Annotated in this window: 14 protein-coding genes; 10 read left to right on the plus strand and 4 right to left on the minus strand. The window is 72.7% G+C overall.

Translation table 11 applies throughout. The features are described 5' to 3' along the window. Nucleotides 1-32: 32 nt before the first annotated feature. From LGQ04_RS11990 to LGQ04_RS12015, 6 genes are all read left to right on the plus strand, one after another. Complete coding sequence (locus tag LGQ04_RS11990; protein WP_229243951.1) at nt 33-2,162, plus strand: DNA gyrase/topoisomerase IV subunit B; 2,130 nt, start codon at nt 33-35, stop codon at nt 2,160-2,162. A 75-nt stretch (nt 2,163-2,237) separates the two neighbouring features. Next, the gene (locus tag LGQ04_RS11995; protein WP_229243952.1) at nt 2,238-2,717 is read left to right on the plus strand and encodes a DUF4430 domain-containing protein; all 480 of its coding nucleotides are present in this window, start codon (nt 2,238-2,240) and stop codon (nt 2,715-2,717) included. Beyond that, the gene (locus LGQ04_RS12000; RefSeq protein WP_229243953.1) at nt 2,714-3,286 is read left to right on the plus strand and encodes a DUF6580 family putative transport protein; all 573 of its coding nucleotides are present in this window, start codon (nt 2,714-2,716) and stop codon (nt 3,284-3,286) included. The genes LGQ04_RS11995 and LGQ04_RS12000 overlap by 4 nt, the downstream gene beginning before the upstream one ends. Nucleotides 3,287-3,484: 198 nt before the next feature. Continuing rightward, complete coding sequence (locus LGQ04_RS12005) at nt 3,485-4,048, plus strand: alternate-type signal peptide domain-containing protein (RefSeq protein ID WP_229243954.1); 564 nt, start codon at nt 3,485-3,487, stop codon at nt 4,046-4,048. A 128-nt stretch (nt 4,049-4,176) separates the two neighbouring features. After that, nucleotides 4,177-5,853, plus strand: a complete 1,677-nt coding sequence (locus LGQ04_RS12010; protein ID WP_229243955.1) for a BspA family leucine-rich repeat surface protein — start codon at nt 4,177-4,179, stop codon at nt 5,851-5,853. Continuing rightward, on the plus strand, nt 5,850-6,458 hold the full coding sequence (locus LGQ04_RS12015) for a signal peptidase I (protein WP_229243956.1): 609 nt from the start codon (nt 5,850-5,852) through the stop codon (nt 6,456-6,458). Before LGQ04_RS12010 ends, LGQ04_RS12015 begins: the two co-directional genes overlap by 4 nt. Here LGQ04_RS12015 and LGQ04_RS17800 read toward each other — a convergent pair. Then, complete coding sequence (locus LGQ04_RS17800) at nt 6,443-8,929, minus strand: helix-turn-helix transcriptional regulator (protein WP_229243957.1); 2,487 nt, start codon at nt 8,927-8,929, stop codon at nt 6,443-6,445. The two genes, LGQ04_RS12015 and LGQ04_RS17800, sit on opposite strands and share 16 nt — an antisense overlap. A gap of 84 nt (nt 8,930-9,013) precedes the next feature. Continuing rightward, nucleotides 9,014-9,646 carry a dihydrofolate reductase family protein gene (locus tag LGQ04_RS12025; protein ID WP_229244500.1) on the minus strand — a complete coding sequence of 211 codons (633 nt, stop codon included), beginning with the start codon at nt 9,644-9,646 and terminating at the stop codon, nt 9,014-9,016. Nucleotides 9,647-9,960: 314 nt separating this feature from the next. On the opposite strand from LGQ04_RS12025, the gene LGQ04_RS12030 reads away from it, so the two are divergent. The 3 genes from LGQ04_RS12030 (at nt 9,961) to LGQ04_RS12040 (ending at nt 14,695) form a co-directional block, all read left to right on the plus strand. Then, nucleotides 9,961-10,983, plus strand: coding sequence for a 3-oxoacyl-ACP synthase III (locus LGQ04_RS12030; RefSeq protein ID WP_229243958.1), 1,023 nt, complete (start codon nt 9,961-9,963; stop codon nt 10,981-10,983). Nucleotides 10,984-11,078: 95 nt separating this feature from the next. Beyond that, complete coding sequence (locus LGQ04_RS12035) at nt 11,079-13,676, plus strand: alpha/beta fold hydrolase (RefSeq protein ID WP_229244501.1); 2,598 nt, start codon at nt 11,079-11,081, stop codon at nt 13,674-13,676. Then, on the plus strand, nt 13,673-14,695 hold the full coding sequence (locus LGQ04_RS12040; protein ID WP_229243959.1) for an NAD-dependent epimerase/dehydratase family protein: 1,023 nt from the start codon (nt 13,673-13,675) through the stop codon (nt 14,693-14,695). Before LGQ04_RS12035 ends, LGQ04_RS12040 begins: the two co-directional genes overlap by 4 nt. Nucleotides 14,696-15,152: 457 nt before the next feature. Here LGQ04_RS12040 and LGQ04_RS12045 read toward each other — a convergent pair whose 3' ends face one another. Continuing rightward, nucleotides 15,153-17,039: an RNA-directed DNA polymerase gene (locus LGQ04_RS12045; protein WP_229243960.1), complete on the minus strand. Its 1,887-nt coding sequence runs from the start codon at nt 17,037-17,039 to the stop codon at nt 15,153-15,155. Between the two features lie 1,017 nt (nt 17,040-18,056). Next, on the minus strand, nt 18,057-21,647 hold the full coding sequence (gene metH, locus LGQ04_RS12050) for a methionine synthase (RefSeq protein ID WP_229243961.1): 3,591 nt from the start codon (nt 21,645-21,647) through the stop codon (nt 18,057-18,059). Between the two features lie 201 nt (nt 21,648-21,848). Here metH and LGQ04_RS12055 point away from each other — a divergent pair, with 201 nt between their 5' ends. Then, complete coding sequence (locus LGQ04_RS12055; RefSeq protein ID WP_229243962.1) at nt 21,849-22,979, plus strand: GNAT family N-acetyltransferase; 1,131 nt, start codon at nt 21,849-21,851, stop codon at nt 22,977-22,979.

Consider the following 22,979-nt stretch of genomic DNA (forward strand, 5'->3'; position numbering starts at 1 on the left):
GACCGTCGGTGGGCTCGTCTAGGCTGTCCGCCGTGACGACCACCTCCGCTGAGTCCAGCTACACCGCTCGGCACCTGTCCGTGCTCGAGGGTCTCGAGGCCGTGCGCAAGCGCCCCGGGATGTACATCGGGACCACCGACTCGCGCGGGCTCATGCACTGCCTGTGGGAGATCATCGACAACTCCGTCGACGAGGCGCTCGCGGGCAACTGCTCCACCATCCGCGTCGTGCTGCACGCCGACTCGTCCGTCACCGTCGAGGACGACGGCCGCGGCATCCCCGTGGACATCGAGCCCAAGACCGGGCTGTCGGGCGTCGAGGTCGTCTTCACCAAGCTTCACGCGGGCGGCAAGTTCGGCGGCGGGTCGTACACCGCGTCCGGCGGCCTGCACGGCGTCGGGGCGTCCGTCGTCAACGCGCTCTCCTCCCGGCTCGACGTCGAGGTCGACCGGGGCGGCCGGACGCACCGCATGACGTTCCACCGGGGAGAGCCGGGGGTGTTCTCCGACCCGAAGAGCGGGCCGACGCCGGACGCCCCCTTCGAGCCGTTCGTCTCGCGCTCCGAGCTCGCCGTGGTCGGCAAGACGCGTCGCGGCATCACCGGGACGCGCGTGCGCTACTGGGCCGACCGGCAGATCTTCCTCAAGACGGCCGTGTTCTCCTACGACGAGCTCGTCACGCGCGTGCGCCAGACGACGTTCCTCGTCCCCGGCCTACAGATCACGGTCCGGGACGAGCGCGGCGTGCCGGGCACGCCCGGCGAGGCCGGGCCGCACGAGGAGACCTTCGTCCACCAGGGCGGCTCCGTCGACTTCGTCGAGTTCCTCGCCCCCGACACCCCCGTCACGGCGACGTGGCACCTCACCGGGTCCGGGTCGTTCACGGAGACCGTGCCCGTGCTCGACGACCGCGGTCACATGACACCCCAGGCGGTCCAGCGCGACTGCGAGGTCGACGTCGCGCTGCGCTGGGGGAGCGGGTACGAGACCGAGGTGCGCAGCTTCGTCAACATCATCGCCACGCCCAAGGGCGGCACCCACCTCGGCGGGTTCGAGCAGGGACTGCTCAAGGTGCTGCGCAAGGCGGTCGAGACGAACGCGCGCCGGCTCAAGGTCTCGACGAAGGACGCCTCGGAGCGCATCGAGAAGGACGACGTGCTCGCCGGCCTCACCGCCGTGGTCACCGTGCGCCTCGCCGAGCCGCAGTTCGAGGGCCAGACCAAGGAGGTCCTCGGGACCGCGCCGGTCCGCGCGATCGTCTCGCGCGTGGTGGAGAAGGAGCTCACCGCGCTCCTCACGTCGACCAAGCGCGACGAGAAGACCCAGGCGTCGCTCCTGCTCGACAAGGTCGTCGCCGAGATGCGGGCGCGCATCACCGCGCGCAAGCAGAAGGAGATCTCGCGGCGCAAGAACGCGCTCGAGACGTCGTCCCTGCCGGCGAAGCTGGTCGACTGCCGCAGCGACGACGTCGACCGCAGCGAGCTGTTCATCGTCGAGGGCGACAGCGCGCTCGGCACCGCGCGGCTCGCGCGCAGCTCGGACTTCCAGGCGCTCCTGCCGATCCGCGGCAAGATCCTCAACGTGCAGAAGGCGTCGGTGAGCGACATGCTCCGCAACGCCGAGTGCACGGCGATCATCCAGGTCCTCGGCGCGGGATCCGGTCGGTCGTTCGACCTGGAGGCCGCTCGTTACGGCAAGATCGTGCTCATGACGGACGCCGACGTCGACGGCGCCCACATCCGCACGCTCCTGCTGACGCTCTTCTACCGGTACATGAAGCCGCTCGTCGAGGCCGGTCGCGTGTTCGCCGCCGTGCCGCCGCTGCACCGGATCGAGGTCATCGGGTCCGGCCGCCGCAAGAACGAGTACATCTACACGTACTCCGAGGCCGAGCTGTCGGCGACGCTGAAGAAGCTCGACCGCGCCGGGCGCCGCTACAAGGAGGACATCCAGCGGTACAAGGGCCTCGGCGAGATGGACGCCGACCAGCTCGCGGAGACCACGATGGACCCCCGCCACCGCACGCTGCGCCGGGTCACCGCCGAGCACGCGGAGGCCGCCGAGCGGGTGTTCGAGCTGCTCATGGGCAGCGAGGTCGCCCCGCGCAAGGACTTCATCGTCCAGGGCGCCGCGGAGCTCGACCGGGCGCGCATCGACGTCTGAGGTTCCTGGCGGTCCCCACGTCCGCCAGTCGGGCGGCGGGAGCGCACGGCCCCGCCGGGTCCGTACCCTGGTGCCGTGACCCTGCGAACCTTCCGCGAGGCGCCCGCGCGCCCGCTCACCGTCCTCACGTCCCTTGCGCTCGCCGCGGGTCTGCTCGCCGGCTGCGCCACGGCGGACGACGACGCCGGTGCGTCCGCGTCCCCGACCGCCGCCGAGTCCACGGCGAGCGACGAGACGTCCTCGACGGACGACGCGGCGGAGCAGGACGACGACGCGGGCGAGGGCGACGACGCCGACGAGGCGCCTGAGCTCTCCTACGACGGCGAGGACGGCCGCACCGCGCTCGACCTGCTGCTCGAGGCCGACCCGTCCGCCCAGGTGACCGGCGAGGGCGAGAACGCCTTCGTCACCGCGATCGACGGTGTCGAGGCCGACCCCGACAGCGAGTTCTGGGCCCTGTACGTCAACGGCGAGATGGCCTCCGTGGGCGCGGGGTCCCTCGACACGACCGACGAGGACGAGATCACGTGGAAGCTCGAGACGTTCACCTCGTGAGCCGGCCGCTCGAGCGCTGGTGGCGCCCGGCGCTCGTCGTCGCGCTCGCCGGCCTCGCCGTGGTCTGGCGGCTCGTCCGCCAGGACCTGGGCGCACCGCCGAACCTCGAGCTCGTCACGGCCGCGACGTTCGCCGCGACGATCCTGCTGCGCTCGCGGTGGGCCTTCGTCGTCCCGCTCGCGGTGACCGTCGTGTCCGACCTCGTGCTCGGCAACACCGCGATCGCGCTGTTCACGTGGAGCGCGTGGCTCGTCGTCGGGCTCGGGTCGCTGCTCGCCCGCACCACGGACGGCTGGCGTCGGGTCGGGGCAGGTGCCGCGTTCGGCGTCGCCGGCTCCCTGTGGTTCTTCGCGTGGACCAACTTCGGCGTGTGGCTGCAGGGTCGTGGCACCTGGTACCCCGCGGGCGTGGACGGGCTCGTCGCGAGCTACGTCGCCGGGCTGCCATTCCTGCGCACCATGCTGCTCGGGAACCTCGTGCTCGTGCCGCTCGTCGCCGCGGGCACCCTGCTCGTGGACCGCCTCGAGGCCGCCGCGCACCTCGCGCCGCGAGCTCGACCGGCTCGGTAGCGCCGACGGGGGCGACGTCCCCGGGGTGGCGGCCCGCCGCCGCACCACGCAGATCCGGATCTGCGTGGTGCGCGTCCGCGCAGGTCAGCCGCCCGGCACTACGTACGGAGGGCTACTGCGTGCCCTCGGGCGGGTCCAACCTGGTCAGGACGCGGGGCGAGAACGTCCCGCACCGCAGCCCGACCGGAAGAGGGACCCATGAGCACCGCACCCACCACGCCGCCCACCAGCCCCACCACCCGCAAGGGCGCCGCCAAGGGCGCCGTCGCCGCCGCAGCCGGCGTCACCGTCCTCCTCGGCGGCATGGGCACCTTCGCCCTGTGGAACCAGGACGTCGACCTCGCGGCCGGCGAGGTGAGCACCGGCAACCTCAGCGCGACCGCCGAGGACTTCACGTGGCAGGACACGACGCCGGGCCACGCGAACGCCGTGGCGGACGTCTCCTCGTTCACGATGGTGCCCGGTGACGTGCTCGTCGGGACGTCGACGATCGACGTCGAGGTCACCGGTGAGAACCTCGTGGTCGAGCCGACGCTCTCCGGCGGCGAGGACCTCGTCGGCACGGTCGACGGGCTGACCGTCGACACCGAGCTCACGGAGGACGCCGCCGCCGTCGGGCAGCTCACCGCCGGGACCCACGAGCTCACCGCCACGGTGACCGTCACGTACGCCGAGAGCGGCTCGAACGACGGGATGAACGCGACCGTCGACCTGACCGACGTGGGCGTCGCCCTGCAGCAGGTCGCTCCCAGCGCGTCCTGACCCCACCCGGGTGGTCCTGGACCACCCCCACGGCCCCGACGGCCGCGGTCGCCCCGCCCCCCTCTCGCGCGACCGCGGTCGTCGGCTCTCTCTTGCCGCCAGCCACGCACCGCACCTGTCGAGGTCCCATGTCCCGCACCCGTCGTCCGCACCGCGCACGCACCGGCCTGCTCGTGGCCGGCCTCGCGAGCGCGCTCGCCGTCGTCGTCCCCGCGCTGCCCGCGCAGGCCGCGGGCTGGGGCGCGTCGGTGTCGCTCGGCACGAGCACGGCGACCGGTGCGCTCGCGATCGACGCCGACACGCTCGCCACGACGACGTGGACGGACGAGGGGGGTGCCGTCGTCGACCCGACCACGGTCCCGCTCACGGCCGGGAGCACCGTCACCACCACGGTCGCCGTCCCCGTGACGGCAGCGGGGGAGAACCTCGAGGCGACGTTCGTCACCTCCGGCGGCGTGCAGGTCCCGGCCGACGTCGCCGACCACGTGAGCGTGGACGTGACCGCCGACCCGGTGCTCGGCGCGAGCTCCGCGCCGGACGGGACGCAGACCGTCGACCTCGCCGTCACGGTCGCGGCGGACGCCGCGCTCCCGGCGGGGGAGCACGTCGTCGACCTCTCGTCCCTCGCGGTGACCCTGACGAACGGTCACGGCTGGTCGGACACGGCCGTCGTCGACGCCGGCACCGTCCTGGTCGGCGAGCCCGAGCCGGAGCCCGACCGCGAACCCGGCGTCCTGCGGATGAACGTCGACACCTCGAAGACCGCGGACGACACGGTGACGATCTACCTGACGTCTCCCGACGCGACGATCGACTGGGGCGACGGCACGGTCGAGGACGCCGTCGACGGCGCCAACACCCACACGTACACGCAGACGAGCTCGACCCTGTCGGTGAAGGTCACCGGCACGTTCGCCGCCCTCGGGTCGCCCGAGCAGTCCGTCGCGGACGTCGAGGAGATCGCGCAGATCACCGAGTGGACCGCGACGGGCGCCGAGTCGGCCGCGCACGCGCTCCAGAACGCCGTCAACGTCCTGAGCGTGAACGAGATCCCCGAGACCGTCACGGACCTGTCCTTCATGTTCGCGGGCGCGACCTCCTTCAACGGCTGGTCCATCGCCGAGCTCGACCTGTCGCACGTCACGACCACGGCCCACATGTTCGACGGCGCGACGTCGTTCAACGTCGGGCTGCAGGACTGGGACGTGTCGACCGTGCAGGACATGACCTCGATGTTCGAGGGAGCGACGGCGTTCAACCAGGACCTGTCCGGCTGGGACGTGTCCTCCGCGACCACGATGGACCGGATGTTCGCCGGCGCGAGCCGGTTCGGCCAGGACCTGTCCGGCTGGGACGTCGCGCACGTGACGAGCCACACCGACTTCGACACCGGGTCCGCGCTCACGGCCGACCAGCTCCCCGCGTGGCCCGACGCCGCGCGCGACGCCCAGGACGACGCCGCGACGGAGCCCGAGCCCCAGCCGGACGGCACCGACGGCACCGACGGCGCCACGGAGGAACCGGGCGACGCCGTCGATCCCGAGGGCGACGGCGGGACGGACACGGGCGTCGGGACCGAGCCCGACGGCACGGACCCGGGGGGCACGGACCCCGACGGCACGGACCCCGACGGCACGATCCTGGACGGCACGAACCCCGACGGCACGGACCCGGACGAGCAGTGCACCGCGCCCGACGAGACCGAGGCGCCCGAGGCAGAGATCGACGACACGACCGACGGGTCGGGCACGGCGGACGGCACGCCGTGCGCGGCGCTCGCGGCGACGAAGGAGGACGAGCGATGAGCACGGACCTGCTGCCTGCCCCGGTCGCGCCGGAGGCGACGACGACGCCCGAGGTGCCCGCGCGGCGTCGGGCACGACCGGTGCTCCGCGCGGTGTGGAACGGCGTCACGTACGGGATCCTCGCGCTGGTGCTCTTCGTCGCGGCGGTGACGATCGTGGTCCCGCGCGTCGAGGGCGCGGTGCCGGTCACGGTGGTGTCGAGCTCGATGGAGCCCACGCTCCCCGTCGGGACGCTCGCCGTCGTCCGCCCGGTGGACCCGGCCGACATCGCGATCGGCGACGTCGTGACGTACCTGCCCAACCCGGACGACCTGACCGCGGTGACGCACCGGGTGACCGAGATCCGGCACGAGGCGGACGGGACCCGCTCGTTCGTCCTGCAGGGCGATGCGAACTCCGCACCCGACCCGCTCGTGGACGAGGAGCAGGTCCGCGGCGAGCTCTGGTACTCCGTCCCGTACCTCGGGTACGTCAACACCGCCGTCAACGGGGAGCGCGGGGTCGCCGTGGTCGTCGTGGCGGCCGGGTTCTTCCTCTGGGCGGGCGTGCTGTGGTGGAAGGCCTGGCGGGACCGCCGTCGCGACCCTGCTCAGCCCCGCAGCTGACGACGGTCCGTCACACCGAGCTTGCGCATCGCCCGGTACAGGTGCGACTCGACCGTGCGCACCGAGAGGAAGAGGCGGCTGGCGATCTGCCGGTTGGTGAGGCCCTCGCGGACGAGATCCGCGATCTCCGTCTCCCGCTCGGTGAGGCCGACCGGGAGCGTGCCCGGTGACGCGGCGTCGTCGGAGGCCGACGGCGCGGCGCTCGTCTCGTCGAAGCGGTCCGCAGAGACCGGGGCGCCTTCCTCCGCGGCGCGTCGCCGGACCGTCTCGCGGACCGCGTCCAGGCGCGCGCCCCGGGCGCGCAGGACCCGCGCGGCCGCGAGGACCTGGCGGCTGGTCCCGTGCACGAGCGCACGGTGCATCCGCACCATCGGCCGCAGCGCCGGGAGCCGGACCTCGTTCACCAGGCCCTCGAGCCGCGCGAGCCGCGCGGCGTCGAGGACCCCCGGTGCAGCCGACCAGCACAGCGCCGCCGACGTCAGCCGACCCGCCGCGAGGTGCGCCTCCCCGGCCTCCCACAGGCGCTCGCCGTCGACGTCGCCCGTGACGACGGCCGCGACCTCGGTGTGCGCCCAGGGGCGGACGACGTCGAGCGCGGGCGGGTACGGCCGGGGGGTGGCGTCGAGCTCGTCGAGCATGGCCGCGGCGAGCTCGTGGTGCCCCTGCCGGGCGTCGAGCACGGCCGCAAGCCCGAACACGCGCTCGTCGTACGGGCTCTGCACCGGGCCGCAGCGGCCCAGCCGCAGGACGACGCGCAGCACGTCCCGCGCGCCGACCCCGTCCCCGTGCACGAGCAGCGCGGTGGCGAGGCCCCGCGCCGCGAGCCGCACGCCGAAGACGCTCTGCCGGTCGAGCGCGTCCGCGAGCCGTGACCTGCTCCACGCGACGGCGTCGTCGGTCTGCCCCACCAGGAGCAGGGCGTCCGTGCGCAGCGCGTCGAGCTGGTCCGCGAACGGCTGGTGCATCTGGGTGTCGTGCCACGCGCCGAGGACCTCCAGCGCCGCGTCCGGGGCACCGCGCTCCAGCGCGGCCTGGGCGTGCAGGATGGTGAGGAACCCGGCGAGGTCGGCCGGCGGGTCGACGCCGTCGAGCGCGTCCGGCCGGCGCCCCTCGTCGGCGTAGGCGGAGGCGAGCACGCCCGCGAGGTGCTCGTCGAGCCCGGGGACCACGAGCTCGCCGGAGGGCCCGGGGTCGCGCACGAGCGCGTCGCGCATCGACCGTCCGTTCGCCGCGGCCCACTCGCCGCGCAGGAGCACGTACGACGCGACGGCCCGCGGGTCGTCGCCGTCCGCGCGCGTGCCCGCGAACACCTCGTCCACGTCGATGCCGCGCACGCCGTCCTGCAGGGCCAGACGCAGCAGGGGCAGGGCGGCCGTGACGCGGGGCCGACGCCGCCACGTGTCCTGGTGCACCGCGACCTGGGCGCGGGCGGACTCGAGGAGCACCGCCACCGCCTCGTCGACGTCCGGGAGGGCCCGTTCTGCCGGGTGCAGCTCGTGCCGCCGCTCGCCCTCCTCCGCCGGCCCCCGCCCGGCGACGTCGGCCCGGGCGGCGAGGAGCTCTGCGTCGACCGGGGGGACCGTCTGGCGGAGCGCGTGCGCGAGCGCCGGCGGGCTCACCACCACGGACAGGACGCCGTCGCGCTCGTGCAGCACGAGGCGGCCGGAGCGGCTCAGCGCCGTCACGGCGTCCGCCCCGACGAGCTCGCCCGCCTGGTCGGCGTCCACCACGCCGAACCACGCCAGGGTGGCGAGCGCGCGCCGCAGCGTGTCCGGCGTGTCGTGCAGCAGGGCGTGCACCACCGGTTCGGACGGTCCCGCGGTGAGCGCGTCGGCCAGGTGCCAGCGGCCGTCGACCTGGACGACGGCGCCCGCCCGCACCGCGTCGCCGGCCAGCAGCGCCGCGACCCGCGGGTTGCCCGCCGAGCGGCCCACCGCGACCGCCGCGAGCCCGGCCTCCGCGGGGCCGCCCAGCACGTCCGCCAGCACCGAGGCGACCCGCGCGACGTCGAGCACCGGGACACGCACCACTGCCGCGTCGCGCACCAGCGCCCCCGCAGGCCCCAGGTGGCACCCCGTCGGCCCGGACGCCACCACGCGCACCCGCCCGTGGGCGTGCGCGACGACGCCCGCCACCACCGCGACCGACGTCGCGTCGAGCAGGTGGGCGTCGTCGAGGAGCACCGCGCCGTGGCGCGTGCCCAGCAGGCGGCTCAGCGCCTCCGCCGCAGGGCCGACACCGCCGTCGTCCGGGAGCACCGGGTGGGCGTGGAACGCCGCCAGCGGGACGTCGTGCCCGCCCGGCAGACCGGTCACCGCGACGACGTGCGCGCCCTGCTCCCGCAGGGACCGGTGCACCGCGTCGAGGACCGTGGTCCGCCCGGAGCCCGTGTCGCCGCGCACGAGGACGTCCCGGCCGTCCCGCCACCAGCGGACCGTCGCGTCCAGCGTCGCCTCGTGGACGAACCCCACGTCGCCTCCCGCACTCGTGCCGCGCGCTCCCACCGTACGGGCGTCGACGCAGGTCCGCCCGGGGGAGTGGCACGTCGCGCGCGGTCAGGCGCCGCGGTCCGGGGCTCCCATGTCGCCCGTGCGGGGAGTGCCCTCGGCCAGCCCGTACCGCAGGAGGACCGTGCCCGCCGGGCTGGTGGCCGGGGCGTCGAGGAGGGTGAGGTTCGTCGGCACCGCCCCGCCGGCGAACACGGTCTTGCCCTGGCCGAGCACGATCGGGTGCACCCACAGGTCCAGGCGGTCGAACAGCCGCTCCCGCAGCAGCGTCTGCACCAGGTCGAGACTGCCGACGACCTTCACGTGCTCGTGCCGGTCGCGGACCTCCCGCACCGCCGCGGGCAGGTCCGGCCCGAGCAGGGTCGACCCGTCCCACGGCAGGTCCGGCCCGCCCCGCGACGCCACGTACTTCGGGATCCGGTTGAACAGCGCCGCGAAGTCGTCGTCCGCACCGCCCTCCTGGTGCGGCCAGTACGCCGCGAAGATGTCGTACGTGCGCCGCCCCAGCAGCAGCGCGTCCGTGCCGTCGTACGCCGCCGCGATCTGCGCCCCCGTGACGTCGTCGATCAGGGGCGCCTGCCAGCCGCCGAACGCGAACCCCTCCGGGTCCTCGTCCGGCCCGCCCGGCGCCTGCCCGACGAGGTCCAGGGTCGTGAACAGCTCGATCTCGATGAGTCCCACGGTCGTCTCCAAGTCGGCTCGTCGTCTCGATCACGGGGTAGACCGCGCGGCGACCGGGAAGTCATCGAGCACGGAGGCCGCGCCTGCCTTCGGCGGCGAGGACGGACGTCGCGTGCTCGACGTGGAGCATCCCACAGCGCCCGGTTGGAACGGCGGGTTCCCGCCGAGCGTCCTACGCTCGAGGACGCGGGAGTGGACGGCACCAGCCGTCGCCCCCCGCCCGGCGCGGTCGCGCGGCCGCACCGGCGGTCACGCGCCCCCGGCCGTCTCGTCGCTGAGCCGGGCGCGCGTGCGCCCGGCCGTCTGGAGCTCGTGTGTCAGGTAACGCCACCGCCAGGTTCACCAACGTCGCGCTGCTGTCCGTCACCAGCCGGCTGCCCGCCGGGGTGCGGACGTCCGCCGAGGTGCAGGAGCGTCTCGCTCCCGCGCTGCGTCGGCTGCGTCTGCCGTCCACGCTGCTGGAACGCGTCGCGGGCGTGCGCGAGCGGCGCGCCTGGACCGCCGAGGAGGACGTCGACGACGCGACGGTCGCCGCGGGGCACGAGGCGCTCCGCGCTGCCGGGGTGGACCCGAGCGACGTCGGGCTCCTCATCAACACGTCGGTGACGCGCAAGCACCTCGAGCCGTCGGTCGCGGTGCGGCTGCACCACGGCCTCGGCCTGCCGTCGTCCGCCACCAACTTCGACGTCGCCAACGCGTGCCTCGGCTTCATCAACGGCATGAGCCTCGCCGCGAGCATGATCGAGTCCGGTCAGATCCGCTACGCCGTCGTCGTGGACGGCGAGGACGCCGACCTCATCCACGACCGCACGATCGAGCGGCTGCTGCGCGAGGACCGGGACCGCGACGACTTCATGCAGGAGTTCGCCTCGCTCACGCTCGGCTCCGGCTCGGCGGCAGCCGTGCTGGGCCGCGCGGACGAGAACCCGCACGCCCACCGCGTGCTCGGCGGCGTCACCCGCGCCGCCACCCGGTTCCACGACCTGTGCGTGGGCAGCACCGACGGCATGTTCACCGACGCCCAGGCGCTGCTCGAGGGCGGCCTCGAGCTCGTCGTGGACGCCTGGAAGGACGCCGTCGCCGACTGGGACTGGTCCTCCATGGACCGGTACGTCACGCACCAGGTCTCGCGCGTGCACACCGACGCGATCGTCGAGGCGGTGGGTCTGGACCGGTCCCGCGTGCCCACCACCTACGAGCGGCTCGGCAACGTGGGGCCGGCGTCCGTGCCGATCACGCTCGCCGAGGAGCAGAGCACGCTCAGCGCCGGCGACCGCGTGCTGCTCATGGGCGTGGGCTCCGGCATCAACACGGCGATGCTGGAGCTGGCTTGGTGACCGGGCCCGCCACCACGCCCGCGACCACCTCCCTCCTCCGCCCCGCCGCCACCGTCCCGACCGGGCTGCCCGGCCTGGACCCGCGGTACAGCCACATGCTGCGCGACGCCCGGGGCGCGACCTGGCACTACCTGGACACGGGCCCCGAGCTCGAGCGACGCGGTCTCGCGCCCGTCGGCACCGTGCTCGCCGTGCACGGCAACCCCACGTGGTCCTACCTGTGGCGGCGGCTCGTGACCGACTCCGTCGCCGCCGCGCACGGCGGCGCCGCGGCGTGGCGCGTCGTCGCCGTCGACCAGCTCGAGATGGGGCTGTCCGCCCGCACCGGCGAGCCCCGCCCCCTCGCGCGCCGCGTCGCCGACCTGGGCGCGTTCACCGACGCCCTCGGCCTCGCCGGGCCCGTCGTCACCCTCGGCCACGACTGGGGAGGCGTCGTCTCCCTCGGCTGGGCCGTCGACCACCCCGACCTGCTGGCCGGCGTCGCGCTGCTCAACACGGCCGTGCACCAGCCCGACGGTGCCGCGCTGCCCGCGCCGCTGCGCCTCGCGCTCGCCGGGCCGGTGCACCGGTTCGGCACCCGGACGACGTCCGCCTTCCTCGACACGACGCTCGCCCTGGCACGCCCGCGCCTGGCCGACGACGTCGCGGACGCCTACCGGCTGCCCTACCGCACCGCGCAGGACCGCGACGGGATCGAGGGGTTCGTCGCCGACATCCCCGTGGACGCCGCCCACCCCAGCGCGCCCGAGCTCGACCGCGTCGCCGCCGGCGTCGCGCGGCTCCGCGTGCCCGCCGTGCTGCTGTGGGGACCGCACGACCCGGTGTTCTCCGACCGCTACCTCGACGACCTCGTGCGCCGGCTGCCGCACGCGCACGTGCACCGGTTCGCCGACGCCGGTCATCTCGTCGCCGAGGACGCGGACTGGACGCCCGCCGTCCTCGGGTGGCTCGGGGACGAGGTGCTCGCGCCGACCGGCACCCCCGTCAGCAGTGCCGGGTCCGCGGTGGCCGACGCCGTGACCACGGGTGCCGACGGGGGTGCGGCCTCGCCTTTCGTGCCGCTGTGGGCAGGGCTCGACGCGCGGGCGGAGGACGACGCACCCGCCGTCCTGGACATGACGGCGACCGGTGCCGACGAGTCCGCCCAGGCCGTGAGCTGGCGGGCGCTGCACCGGCAGGTGCGACGGGTGGCCGCGGGTCTGCACGCGATCGGGGTGCGCCGGGGCGACCGGGTGTCGCTGCTCGTGGAGCCGGGGCCCACGCTGACCGCGCTGGTGTACGCGTGCCTGCGGATCGGGGCCGTCGTGGTGGTCGCCGACGCCGGGCTCGGGGTCCGCGGGCTCACCCGCGCCCAGCGGGGGGCGTGGCCGCAGTTCGTCGTCGCGCAGACCAAGGGCCTGGCCGCGGCGCGCGCGCTCGGCTGGCCCGGCGTGCGGATCTCCGCCGAGCCGCTCGCGCCCGCGCTCCGGCGGGCGCTGGGCGTGGCGCACGAGCTCGTCGACGTCGCCCGGGCGGGGGAGGGCGCCTCCCTGCCGCCCGAGCCCGGCCCCGACGAGGAGGCCGCCGTGCTCTTCACGTCCGGGTCGACGGGCCCGGCCAAGGGTGTCGCCTACTCGCACGCCCGCCTCTCCGCGCTGCGGGACACGCTCGCCGAGCACTTCGACGTCGGCCCCGACACCGGGCTCGTCACGGGCTTCGCCCCGTTCGCGCTGCTCGGGCCCGCGCTCGGCACCCGGTCGGTGACGCCGCGCATGGACGTCTCCTCGCCGCGCACGCTCACCGCCCGCGCCGTCGCGGACGCCGTGCGGGCGTCGGACGCACGCATCGTGTTCCTCTCGCCCGCCGCGATCCTCAACGTGGTCGCGACGGCCGACGCGCTCGACGCCGCCGACCGCGACGCCCTGGTGCGCGTGCGCACGTTCCTCTCCACGGGCGCGCCGATCTCCGCCGGGCTGCTCGGCTCGGCCGCCGAGCTCATGCCCGCGGCGACCGCGCACACCCCGTACGGGATGACGGAGTGCCTGCTCGTCACGGACGTCACGCTCGACGGCATCCGCGACGCCGCCGCGGCCCCGGACGCGGGCGTGTGCGTGGGTCGCCCCGTGCCCGGGGCGGAGGTGCTCGTCAGCGCGCTCGACGACGACGGCGCCGCGACCGGTGCGCCGTCCGCGGACCCGGGCGTGCTCGGCGAGGTCCTCGTGCGGGCCGGGCACCTCAAGGAGCGCTACGACCGGCTGTGGCTCACCGACCTGGCCGCCGAGCGCGACACCCCGCCCGGGCGCTGGCACCGCACCGGCGACGTCGGGCACCTCGACGCGCAGGGTCGCCTGTGGATCGAGGGGCGGCTCGCGCACGTGCTCCGCACCGCCGACGGCCCCCTGGCCCCCGTGGGGCCGGAGCAGCACGTGGAGCGCGTGGCGCAGGTGCGACGGGCCGCCGTCGTCGGCGTCGGGCCCGCGGGCGTGCAGCAGGCGGTCTCGGTGGTCGAGACCGTGCCCGACGCCCGGCGTCCCGGGCTGGCGACCGAGGCGCTGACCGCCGCCGTGCGCGCCGCGTCGCCCGTGCCCCTCGCGGCGGTGCTCGTCGTGCCGCGCATGCCCACCGACGTGCGGCACAACTCGAAGATCGACCGGGCGCGTCTCGCCGCCTGGGCCGACGGCGTCCTCGCCGGCGGGCGGGTGGGTCGGCCGTGACCGTGCTCGTGACCGGAGCGTCGGGTCTGCTCGGAGGCGCCGTCGCCCGCGCGCTCGTGGCCCGCGGCGACGACGTCCGCACGCTCCAGCGCCGCCCCTCCGGGGTGCCCGGCGTGGAGGACGTCCTGGGGTCCGTGACCGACCCGGCGGCCGTCGCGCGCGCCGTCGAGGGCGTCGACGCGGTCGTGCACCTCGCGGCCAAGGTGTCGCTCGCGGGCGAGCCCGCGGAGTTCCACGCCGTGAACGTCGACGGCACCCGCGCGCTCCTCGACGCGGCCGAACGCGCCGGGGTCGAGCGGTTCGTGCAGGTGTCCTCACCGTCCGTCGCCCACCTCGGCTCGTCCCTGGTCGGGGCGGGCACGACGCCGGCCGACCCCCGCCACGCGCGCGGCGACTACGCGCGCACCAAGGCGGCGGCCGAGCTGCTCGCCCTGGGCCGCGACCGGCGTCGGCGGCCGGGCGGGGCTGAGTTGTCGGACGGGTCGGGCGGGACCGGGCCGAGCGTCGTCGCCGTGCGCCCGCACATCGTGTGGGGGCCCGGCGACACCCAGCTCGTCGAGCGCGTGCTCGAAAGGGCGGCAAGCGGGCGCCTTCCCCTGCTGGGACACGGCGCCGCGCTCATCGACACGCTCTACGTCGACAACGCCGCCGACGGCATCCTCGCCGCGCTCGACCGCGCCCACGACGTGCACGGCCGCGCGTACGTGCTGACCAACGGCGAGCCCCGCACCGTCGCCGACCTGCTCACCGGCATCTGCCGCGCGGGCGGCGTCGAGCCGCCGCGGTGGCGCGTGCCGGCCGGTGTCGCGCGCGCCGCGGGCAGCCTCGTCGAAGCCGTCTGGCGCGTCCGCCCGGGCACCGACGAGCCGCCGATGACGCGCTTCCTCGCCGAACAGCTGTCCACCGCGCACTGGTTCGACCAGCGGGCCACGCGCCGCGACCTGCGCTGGCAGCCCGCCGTGAGCGTCGACGAGGGGCTGCGGCGTCTGGCCGCGCACTACGGCGGTACGGCGGCCTGACGTTGGTGGGTCTTCGCGGCCAGGTACGACTCCCTGACCAGGATTGACGCGACTCCTAGCCTCGGGAGGCCACGCCTCTCGACGAACCTTGCACCGAGTTCTGCAATCTGGCCTTCGTCATCGACACGTTCGCGCGGATGATCGTCGGTTGGAAGGCGAGACGAAACCGAGAGGGGGCCCGGCCGCCGAGACCTGGCGACGCGCCGGAACTCGGACCTGGGCGGCTCATCCATTACAGCGATCCCGACGCTGGGTACGTCAGCCTGGCGCTCACCGAGCGGCTGGCCGCACTGGGGATGCGCGCCTCGATGCCGTTAAGGACGCGCGTCAACGACTCGGAGAACCAGAGAATAGATCCTCGAACTGGCCTGTTGTGCTCCGCACCGCTCGAGAAAGAACGTGTGGGTGAGGGCGCGGCGGCGCCAACACCGTTTGCCTACGGGACACGGTTCAAATGCTAGGACGTGATTTGGTCCGGCGAGTCCGAGGACTTCGCCATCCACCCAAGCAAGATCTCGCCCCTCAGTGCAGGTGACAAATCTCTGGCAACCGATTCCCAGATTCCGTCGCTAGACTCTCCTGAGCGCACCAATGCCCACAGTGCGGCCATGCGGGTCAGCGGACGTGCTGAAATGGCAGCATCTGTGAGTACGGTACGTAGCGCTGGCCGCATTGCGGTCGAGCCGCTTTCGGCGGCGTAAGCCATCCAGGCAGTTACCCAGTCGCTCCCGCCAACATCACCGCTAATCCAGGCCTTCAACTCTTGCGCGACTTCTGTAGGACGCGAATCTGACATCGCAGCGAAGTATAGCGCGGCCTGCTCAGCCAGGCGTGGGAACCAAGTGACGGCGCGAGAGACATCGGGCAGATCGACTATACCCTTGCCTACGACGAGGAATGATAGGCACTCCTGAAAGGCCCGTTCCGCTGCTGCAAAATCACCACCTGCTGCGTCCTTCTTGAGTGCCATTGATAGTTCTCGGAAGTACTCGACGTAACTATCGACAAGTGGTGGAAGAAGCTGCTCTTCGCGACCCGCGAGGGCGTCCTCTATGCTCACTGTTCCGCGATAAAAGATGTCCCACAAGATTTCCTCGTCAAAGCCGAGTTCGGCCAGGATGGTAGCTACAGTGTCTTCGTCCTCAGTCTGCAGAAGGGCCTGCTTCAACGCCTCCCGTTGCCGCTCGCGAAGTTGCCCGACGCGGGGGAAGGGCTCCGATGAGACGTTGCGCAAGTACGTCTCTCGGCGCATAAGTCTGGTCTTCGTCGAGTTGAGACGCAGGCCGAACTGCGCGAGCGCCCCCTCAAGTTGTTCAAGAATGCGTCGCGATTCTGGGATCGAACCCGCTGCGATCAGATAGTCGTCCGCATAGCGGACAAAGGCTCTGCCCGCACTCTGAAGTTCCCCATCAACGAGGGCGAGCATCGCTGTGGCGAATATATCACTGGCGCGCGGACCTTGTGGCAGGCCGTCGACTTGACCCATCACTGAATCCAAAAACTGCCTGAGTGCGCGCGAGTATGTGAGGCTGACGCCAAACTTGCTGCGCAGTGCACTGGCGAGAAGTTCGTGATCCACGCTTTCATAGAAGCTCTCAACGTCTGCGATAATGAGGTAGTTGGCACCCCACGATCGCGGGGTATCTACAAAACGCGTGTGAGCTGCGGCTGGCTCGTTGACCCCATGGGCACGCCCGCGTGGCCAGAGCACCTCGCATGGCAGAACGTCGTCCAACCTCTGAGCGATGCTGTCTGCGAGTGCCTCTAGAATCACTCGATCGAATGGAGCAAGTAGTGCCGCCGGCCTGGTGGTCACGCGCGACTTAGGCACACGGATGCTGTCGGCTCGTTGGGGAATGTAGGAATGCTCGGCAAACTGGCCGGCGATTGTGGAGACAACGCGTCGTTCAAAATGTGGGCCGACAGTCTGGGTCGGTCGCGGTGGCAGAAGGTCGCTTGGCTCAAAGGCGTGAGAAATTGACTGTGCCAACTGCTCCCAGGTCAGGATCTGGCCAAGGTAAACCTGTGCCATGCGATCCGAAGCCCAGCTTAGCGAAAGTGATCCAGCGATCCCGTCGATCATATCGAGGGCTAGGATGCAAGCGTCCTCAACATCATCGCGAGCCTCATTGGCATCGTTTGCGGCGCGTGCGCGTTCGATGTGGACACGCAAATCCGTCGCCGATAGTCCGGCCATCTGTAGTTCTTGAAGCGCTCGAAAGAGCGCGGGCTCATCTTCGGTTCCGCTGCGCAAGAGTTGCGCTAGTGTCTGAAGCGCCGAGGCGACGTCAGCTTGAACCAGTGTCGCGTCGCTGCCGTCACTGGAGTGTTCCAGGGTTGACATTAGTGCTCCCACAGTTTCCATTGGGGCGCTGTGGCCTCCACGAGACTGACGTATCCGCCTCGTGACATTGCTTCAACGGGTTCCACAAGGTGGTGCACCTCGGAGTCTTCGCGACACGTCAGCAAGGCGTTGCACGGGCCCACATCTAACGCCCAGATTGGATGACGACCGGTGCCGCCGAGACTCTCGGGGCGGCGATGGATCGGTAGGAAGCGTGGATGCTCCGGCGTCACCGAGAGCCCACCTGTATTTGGGTTGACATCCCCGGACTCGGTGGTTGGGATGTCTCGCTCGCGCACGCCGAGGGTTGCGCCACCTTGTCCAACCTCCGGCGCGGCTCCGTCCTGCCGCATGGCTCGATACACTGAAGACGAATAGCTGGCGCTCACTTGTCCGTCGTTGGTCACGGTCAGAACACTACCGGGTGGCCGTGACAAGTCGCCCCGCGTGTGAGTCACCCGACCGAGTCGGGGCCGTCAGCCTCGAGCGGACAAGCCTTGTGAAGGCACGAGACCAGTCGTTCGAAGGGTCACGCTCAAGACCACCGATCCACCGCCCAGCACCATCAGGGTGTGAACGTGATCCTCACAGTCAGTCGAGAGCTACGTGTTGATGATCGCCTGGCCTCTCCCAGAACGGGCACAGGGTCGACGTTGCTTGGTGCAGTCATCGTGATGCTTCGTCTGGGAGTGTTCGGAAGGTTCACTCGAAGGATCACGCGGTGACCACTTCACGTATCGGCGACGGCGCTCTACCACCATCAGGGACTCAACTCGCCAGTACATCCACCAGTCGACCCAGGCACTCGTGACTATCTCGACACCGGTTAGACTCCTCAGCGGCCCCGGGCGCGAAGGGTCCGCTCCTAATGCACGAGCCACGCTGGCGACACGATCACCACCCGCATTGGTACTGGTAGGTACGTCCAGCGACTACTAAACCGAGACGAGCGAGCACCGCCGCAGGTCTCGGCCGCGGAGAGTCGCGTCGTCCAGCCCGGACCCACCTGGGAGAACGTCAGACGGAGTAGTACTTGGCCTCGGGATGATGCAGGACGAACGCGTCGGTGGACTGCTCCGGGTGGAGCTGGAGCTCCGCGGAGAGCTCGACCCCCACGCGCTCCGGCTTCAGGAGCTCGACGACCTTGGTCCGATCCTCCATGTCCGGGCACGCGGGGTAGCCGAGCGAGAAGCGGGCGCCGCGGTACTCGAGCTTGAACATGCCGTCGACCTCGGTGGGGTCCTCGTCGGCGAACCCGAGCTCTGACCGCACGCGTGCGTGCCACATCTCGGCGAGCGCCTCGGTGAGCTGGACGGAGAGCCCGTGGAGCTCCATGTACTCGCGGTAGTGGTTCCCGGCGAAGAGCTTCGCGGTGTGCTCGTCCACCGACGCGCCCATCGTCACGAGCTGGACGGGCAGCACGTCGTACCGGCCTGTCTCCTCGACCCACGACCGCGGCTTCACGAAGTCGGCGAGGCACAGGTGCCGGTCGCGGCGCTGGCGCGGGAACGTGAACCGCAGTCGCTCCTCGCCCAGAGGCCCGCCCGACCCGCCGTCGGGCGCCCCGATGCCCGCGAGCCCGGCGCCGTGGTGCGCGACCACGACGTCGTCGCCCTCGGACCACACGGGGAAGTACCCGTAGACGACGGACGGGTCCACCATGCCCTCGGTGCGGATCCGGTCGAGCCACGCGTTGAGGCGCGGGCGTCCCTCGGTCTCGACGAGCTCCTCGTACGACGCCCCGTCGTCGCCGCGCCCCGGCTTCAGTCCCCATTGACCCATGAACGTCGCGCGCTCGTCGAGGAAGGCCGCGTAGTCGGCGAGCCGCACGCCCTTGACGAGCCGCGTGCCCCAGAACGGGGGCTCGGGCACGGGGTTGTCCGCCGCGACGTCGGACCGCGCGGGCAGGTCCTCGGGAGCGGTCTCCGTGACGGTGACCACGGCGTGGCGGCGCTTCTTCAGCGCGGGCAGGCCCACGGCGTCGGGCGACTCGCCGCGCGCGACGCGCACGAGCGGTTCCATGAGCCGCAGCCCCTCGAACGCGTCGCGCGCGTACCGGACCACGCCGGGGAACTGGCCGGCGAGGTCGTCCTCGACGTAGGTGCGCGTGAGCGCGGCGCCGCCGAGCAGCACGGGCCAGCGCCCGGCGAGCCCGCGGGAGACGAGCTCCTCCAGGTTCTCCTTCATGACGACGGTCGACTTCACGAGCAGCCCGGACATGCCGATGACGTCGGCGTCGTGCTCCTCGGCGGCGTCGATCATCGCGGAGATCGGCTGCTTGATGCCGATGTTGACGACCGTGTAGCCGTTGTTCGTGAGGATGATGTCGACGAGGTTCTTGCCGATGTCGTGCACGTCGCCGCGCACGGTCGCGAGCACGATCGTGCCCTTCGACCCCGACGCGCCCTCGATCTTCTCCATGTGCGGCTCGAGGTGCGCGACCGCGGTCTTCATCACCTCGGCCGACTGGAGGACGAACGGGAGCTGCATCTCGCCGCGCCCGAACAGGTCGCCCACGACCTTCATGCCTTCGAGGAGGTGGTCGTTGACGATGTCGAGCGCCTTCATGCCGTCGGCGAGCGCGGTGTCGAGGTCGTCCTCCAGGCCCTTGCGCGCGCCGTCGACGATCCGGCGCTCCAGCCGCTCGCCCACCGGCAGTGCGGCGAGCTCCGCCGCGCGCTGGTCCTTGAGCGCCGCGGAGTCCACGCCCTCGAACAGCTCCAGCAACCGGGCGAGCGGGTCGTGCACGAGGTTCCCCTCGTCGTCGTACCGGCGCCGGTCCCAGACGAGGTCGAGCGCGGCCTCGCGCTGCTCGTCCGGGATCTGGGCGAGCGGGAGGATCTTCGCGGCGTGCACGATCGCCGAGTCCAGCCCGGCCTCGACGGCCTCGTGGAGGAACACCGAGTTGAGCACCGTGCGCGCCGCCGGGTTGAGCCCGAACGACACGTTGGAGACACCGAGCGTCGTGTGGATGCCGGGGTAGCGGCGGTTGATCTCCCGGATCGCGTCGATCGTCTCGATCGCGTCGCGCCGCGTCTCCTCCTGCCCGGTCGCGATGGGGAACGTCAGCGCGTCGACGATGATGTCGTCGACGCGCATGCCCCACTCGCGCGTGAGCGTCTCGACGAGCCGCGTCGCGATCTCCACCTTGCCCGCCGCGGTGCGCGCCTGCCCCTCCTCGTCGATGGTCAGGGCGACCACGGCGGCACCGTGCTCCACCACCGCCGGCATGATCCGGGCGAAGCGCGACGTCGGGCCGTCGCCGTCCTCGAAGTTCACCGAGTTGACGACCGCGCGCCCGCCCACGAGCTCGAGCCCCGCGCGGATGACCTCCGGCTCCGTCGAGTCGATCACCAGCGGCAGCGTCGACGCGCTCGCGAGGCGCGACACGACCTCGCGCACGTCGGCGACGCCGTCGCGCCCCACGTAGTCGACGCACACGTCGAGCAGGTGCGCGCCGTCGCGCGTCTGCGCGCGCGCGATCTCGACGCACTCCTCCCAGTTCTCCGCGAGCATCGCCTCGCGGAACGCCTTCGACCCGTTCGCGTTGGTGCGCTCGCCGATCGCGAGGACCGACGCGTCCTGGTGCAGGTCGGTGTGCGAGTACAGGCTCGCGACGCCGTTCTCCCGCTCCGGGCGCCGCTCCGCGACCGTGCGGCCGCGGACCGCCTCGACGACCTGGCGCATGTGCTCGGGCGTCGTGCCGCAGCAGCCGCCCACCAGGCCCAGGCCGAACTCCTCGACGAACTGCGTGTGGGCCGCCGCGAGCTCCGCCGGCGTCAGGGGGTACGAGGCGCCGTCCGGTCCCAGGACGGGCAGCCCCGCGTTCGGCATGCACGTCACCGGCATCTCCGCGTGACGCGACAGGTGTCGCAGGTGCTCGCTCATCTCCGCCGGACCGGTCGCGCAGTTCAGCCCGATCGCGTCGACCCCGAGCGCCTGCAGCGTCGTCAGGGCCGCGCCGATCTCCGAGCCCATGAGCATCGTGCCCGTGGTCTCCACCGTCACCTGCGCGATCACGGGGACCGACCGGCCCACCGCCCGCATCGCCGCGCGCGACCCGTTGACCGCCGCCTTCGTCTGCAGCAGGTCCTGGCTCGTCTCGACCAGGAGGGCGTCCACGCCTCCTTCGAGGAGCCCGGCCGCCTGCTCGGCGAACGTGTCCCGCAGGTGCGCGTACGTCGTGTGCCCGAGGCTCGGCAGCTTCGTCCCCGGGCCCATCGAGCCGAGCACCCAGCGCGGGTGGTCGTCGGTCGTGAACGCGTCGGCGCGCTCGCGCGCGATGCGCGCCCCCGCCGCGGCGAGCTCGCGGATCCGGTCGTCGATCCCGTAGTCCGACAGGTTCGACCAGTTCGCCCCGAACGTGTTCGTCTCGATCGCGTCGACCCCGACCGCCAGGTACTCGTCGTGCACCTGCCCGATGAGGTCCGGCCGCGACACGTTGAGGATCTCGTTGCAGCCCTCGAGCTGCTCGTAGTCCTCCATCGACGGGTTGCGGTCCTGGATCATCGTGCCCATCGCGCCGTCCGCGACGACGACGCGCGTGCGCAGCGCCTCGGCGAAGGCACGGGAGCGGGCGTCGGCGAGGTCGGGGGAGACGGTCGGCATGGTGGCAGCGTATGCCGCGCATGCCCGGACACGGACCGTCGTCTCAGCCGGCCGTCGTCGGACGCGACCGAGCGATGCACGACGGCTCGGGAGATGCACGCGGACGTGCAGCGCTCGACCCGGAGCGCATCCCTCGCGCCTCGGCGCGAGGCGGCGGGAAATGCGCGTGCCCGACGACGCGGGCGCACCTACCGTGGACCCATGCCCTCCTCCCTCCCCGCCCCGGCCACGACGCTCGCCCCCATCGCCGAGCGGGCCGCCGCGCCGTCGGACCTCCCGCCCGTCACCGCGGGAGACCTCACCTGGCGACCGGCCGTGGCCGCCGACGCTCCCGCGCTCCTCACCCTGAAGAACGAGATCGCCGCCGCAGACTCCGAGCCCTACCGGGAGACGCTCGAGGAGGTCGCCGACCTCTTCACGGCCTCGTGGCGCGACCTCGCGACCGACTCGCTCGTCGGCGTCGACGCGGACGGCGTCCTGCGCGCGTGGGCCCTCGTCGACACCGCCCCCGGCGACGCCACGACCGTGCGCACGTTCCTGGGAGGGGGCGTCCACCCGACGCACCGCGGACGCGGGATCGGGCGTCAGCTCCTCGCCTGGGAGATCGCGCGCGGTCGTCAGCTCCTCGCCGCCAGCGGCAAGGAGATCCCGGCACGCATCGCGCTGTACGCCGAGGACACCGACCCGCCCGGCAAGATCCGCCTCTACGAGCGCTTCGGGTTCGCGCCCCGCCGCTTCTACTCCGACCTGCGCCGCGACCTCGCGGACCCCGTGCCCGACGTCGCGCTCGACGGCCCCCTGCGCGTCGTCCCGTGGACCGCGGAGCTCGACGAGGCGACGCGCCTCGCGCACAACGACGCGTTCCGCGACCACTGGGGGAGCGAGCCCCGCTCGCCCGAGTCGTGGACCCACGGGCGCAGCGAGTTCGCCCCGCAGTGGTCGTTCCTCGTCGTCGACGACGCCCCGGACCTCGACGCGCTCCTCGCGGGCACGACGACCACGGCACCGGTCGACGAGGAGACCGCGGCGAGCCTGCGCGCGGGCGCCCCGCTCGTCGTCGGGTACGAGATGGCGGGCCGCTACGACGAGGACTTCGGCGTGCGCGGCTATACGTTCGGGTACACCGAGCTGCTCGGCGTGCGCCGCGCCTACCGCGGCCGCAAGGTCGCCGTCGCGGCGCTCGCGGCCGCCATGCGGGCGATGGCGGCGGACGGCATGCAGTACGCGTCCCTCGACGTCGACACCGAGAACCCGTCCGGGGCGCACGGCCTCTACGCGAGCCTCGGCTACGAGAAGGTCACCGGCTCGCGGATGTACTCGATCGAGCTCTGA

Origin of the sequence: Cellulosimicrobium marinum, assembly GCF_020551945.1 — a bacterium.
GTDB lineage: Bacteria > Actinomycetota > Actinomycetes > Actinomycetales > Cellulomonadaceae > Cellulosimicrobium > Cellulosimicrobium marinum.

Excerpts from the sequence above, each read along its gene's own strand:
- LGQ04_RS12010 (WP_229243955.1), top strand. The coding sequence starts at position 4,177 with ATGTCCCGCACCCGTCGTCCGCACCGCGCACGCACCGGCCTGCTCGTG.
- LGQ04_RS12015 (WP_229243956.1), top strand. The coding sequence starts at position 5,850 with ATGAGCACGGACCTGCTGCCTGCCCCGGTCGCGCCGGAGGCGACGACG.
- LGQ04_RS12035 (WP_229244501.1), top strand. The coding sequence starts at position 11,079 with ATGCTGCGCGACGCCCGGGGCGCGACCTGGCACTACCTGGACACGGGC.
- LGQ04_RS12005 (WP_229243954.1), top strand. The coding sequence starts at position 3,485 with ATGAGCACCGCACCCACCACGCCGCCCACCAGCCCCACCACCCGCAAG.
- metH (WP_229243961.1), bottom strand. The coding sequence starts at position 21,647 with ATGCCGACCGTCTCCCCCGACCTCGCCGACGCCCGCTCCCGTGCCTTC.
- LGQ04_RS12055 (WP_229243962.1), top strand. The coding sequence starts at position 21,849 with ATGCCCTCCTCCCTCCCCGCCCCGGCCACGACGCTCGCCCCCATCGCC.
- LGQ04_RS12045 (WP_229243960.1), bottom strand. The coding sequence starts at position 17,039 with ATGTCAACCCTGGAACACTCCAGTGACGGCAGCGACGCGACACTGGTT.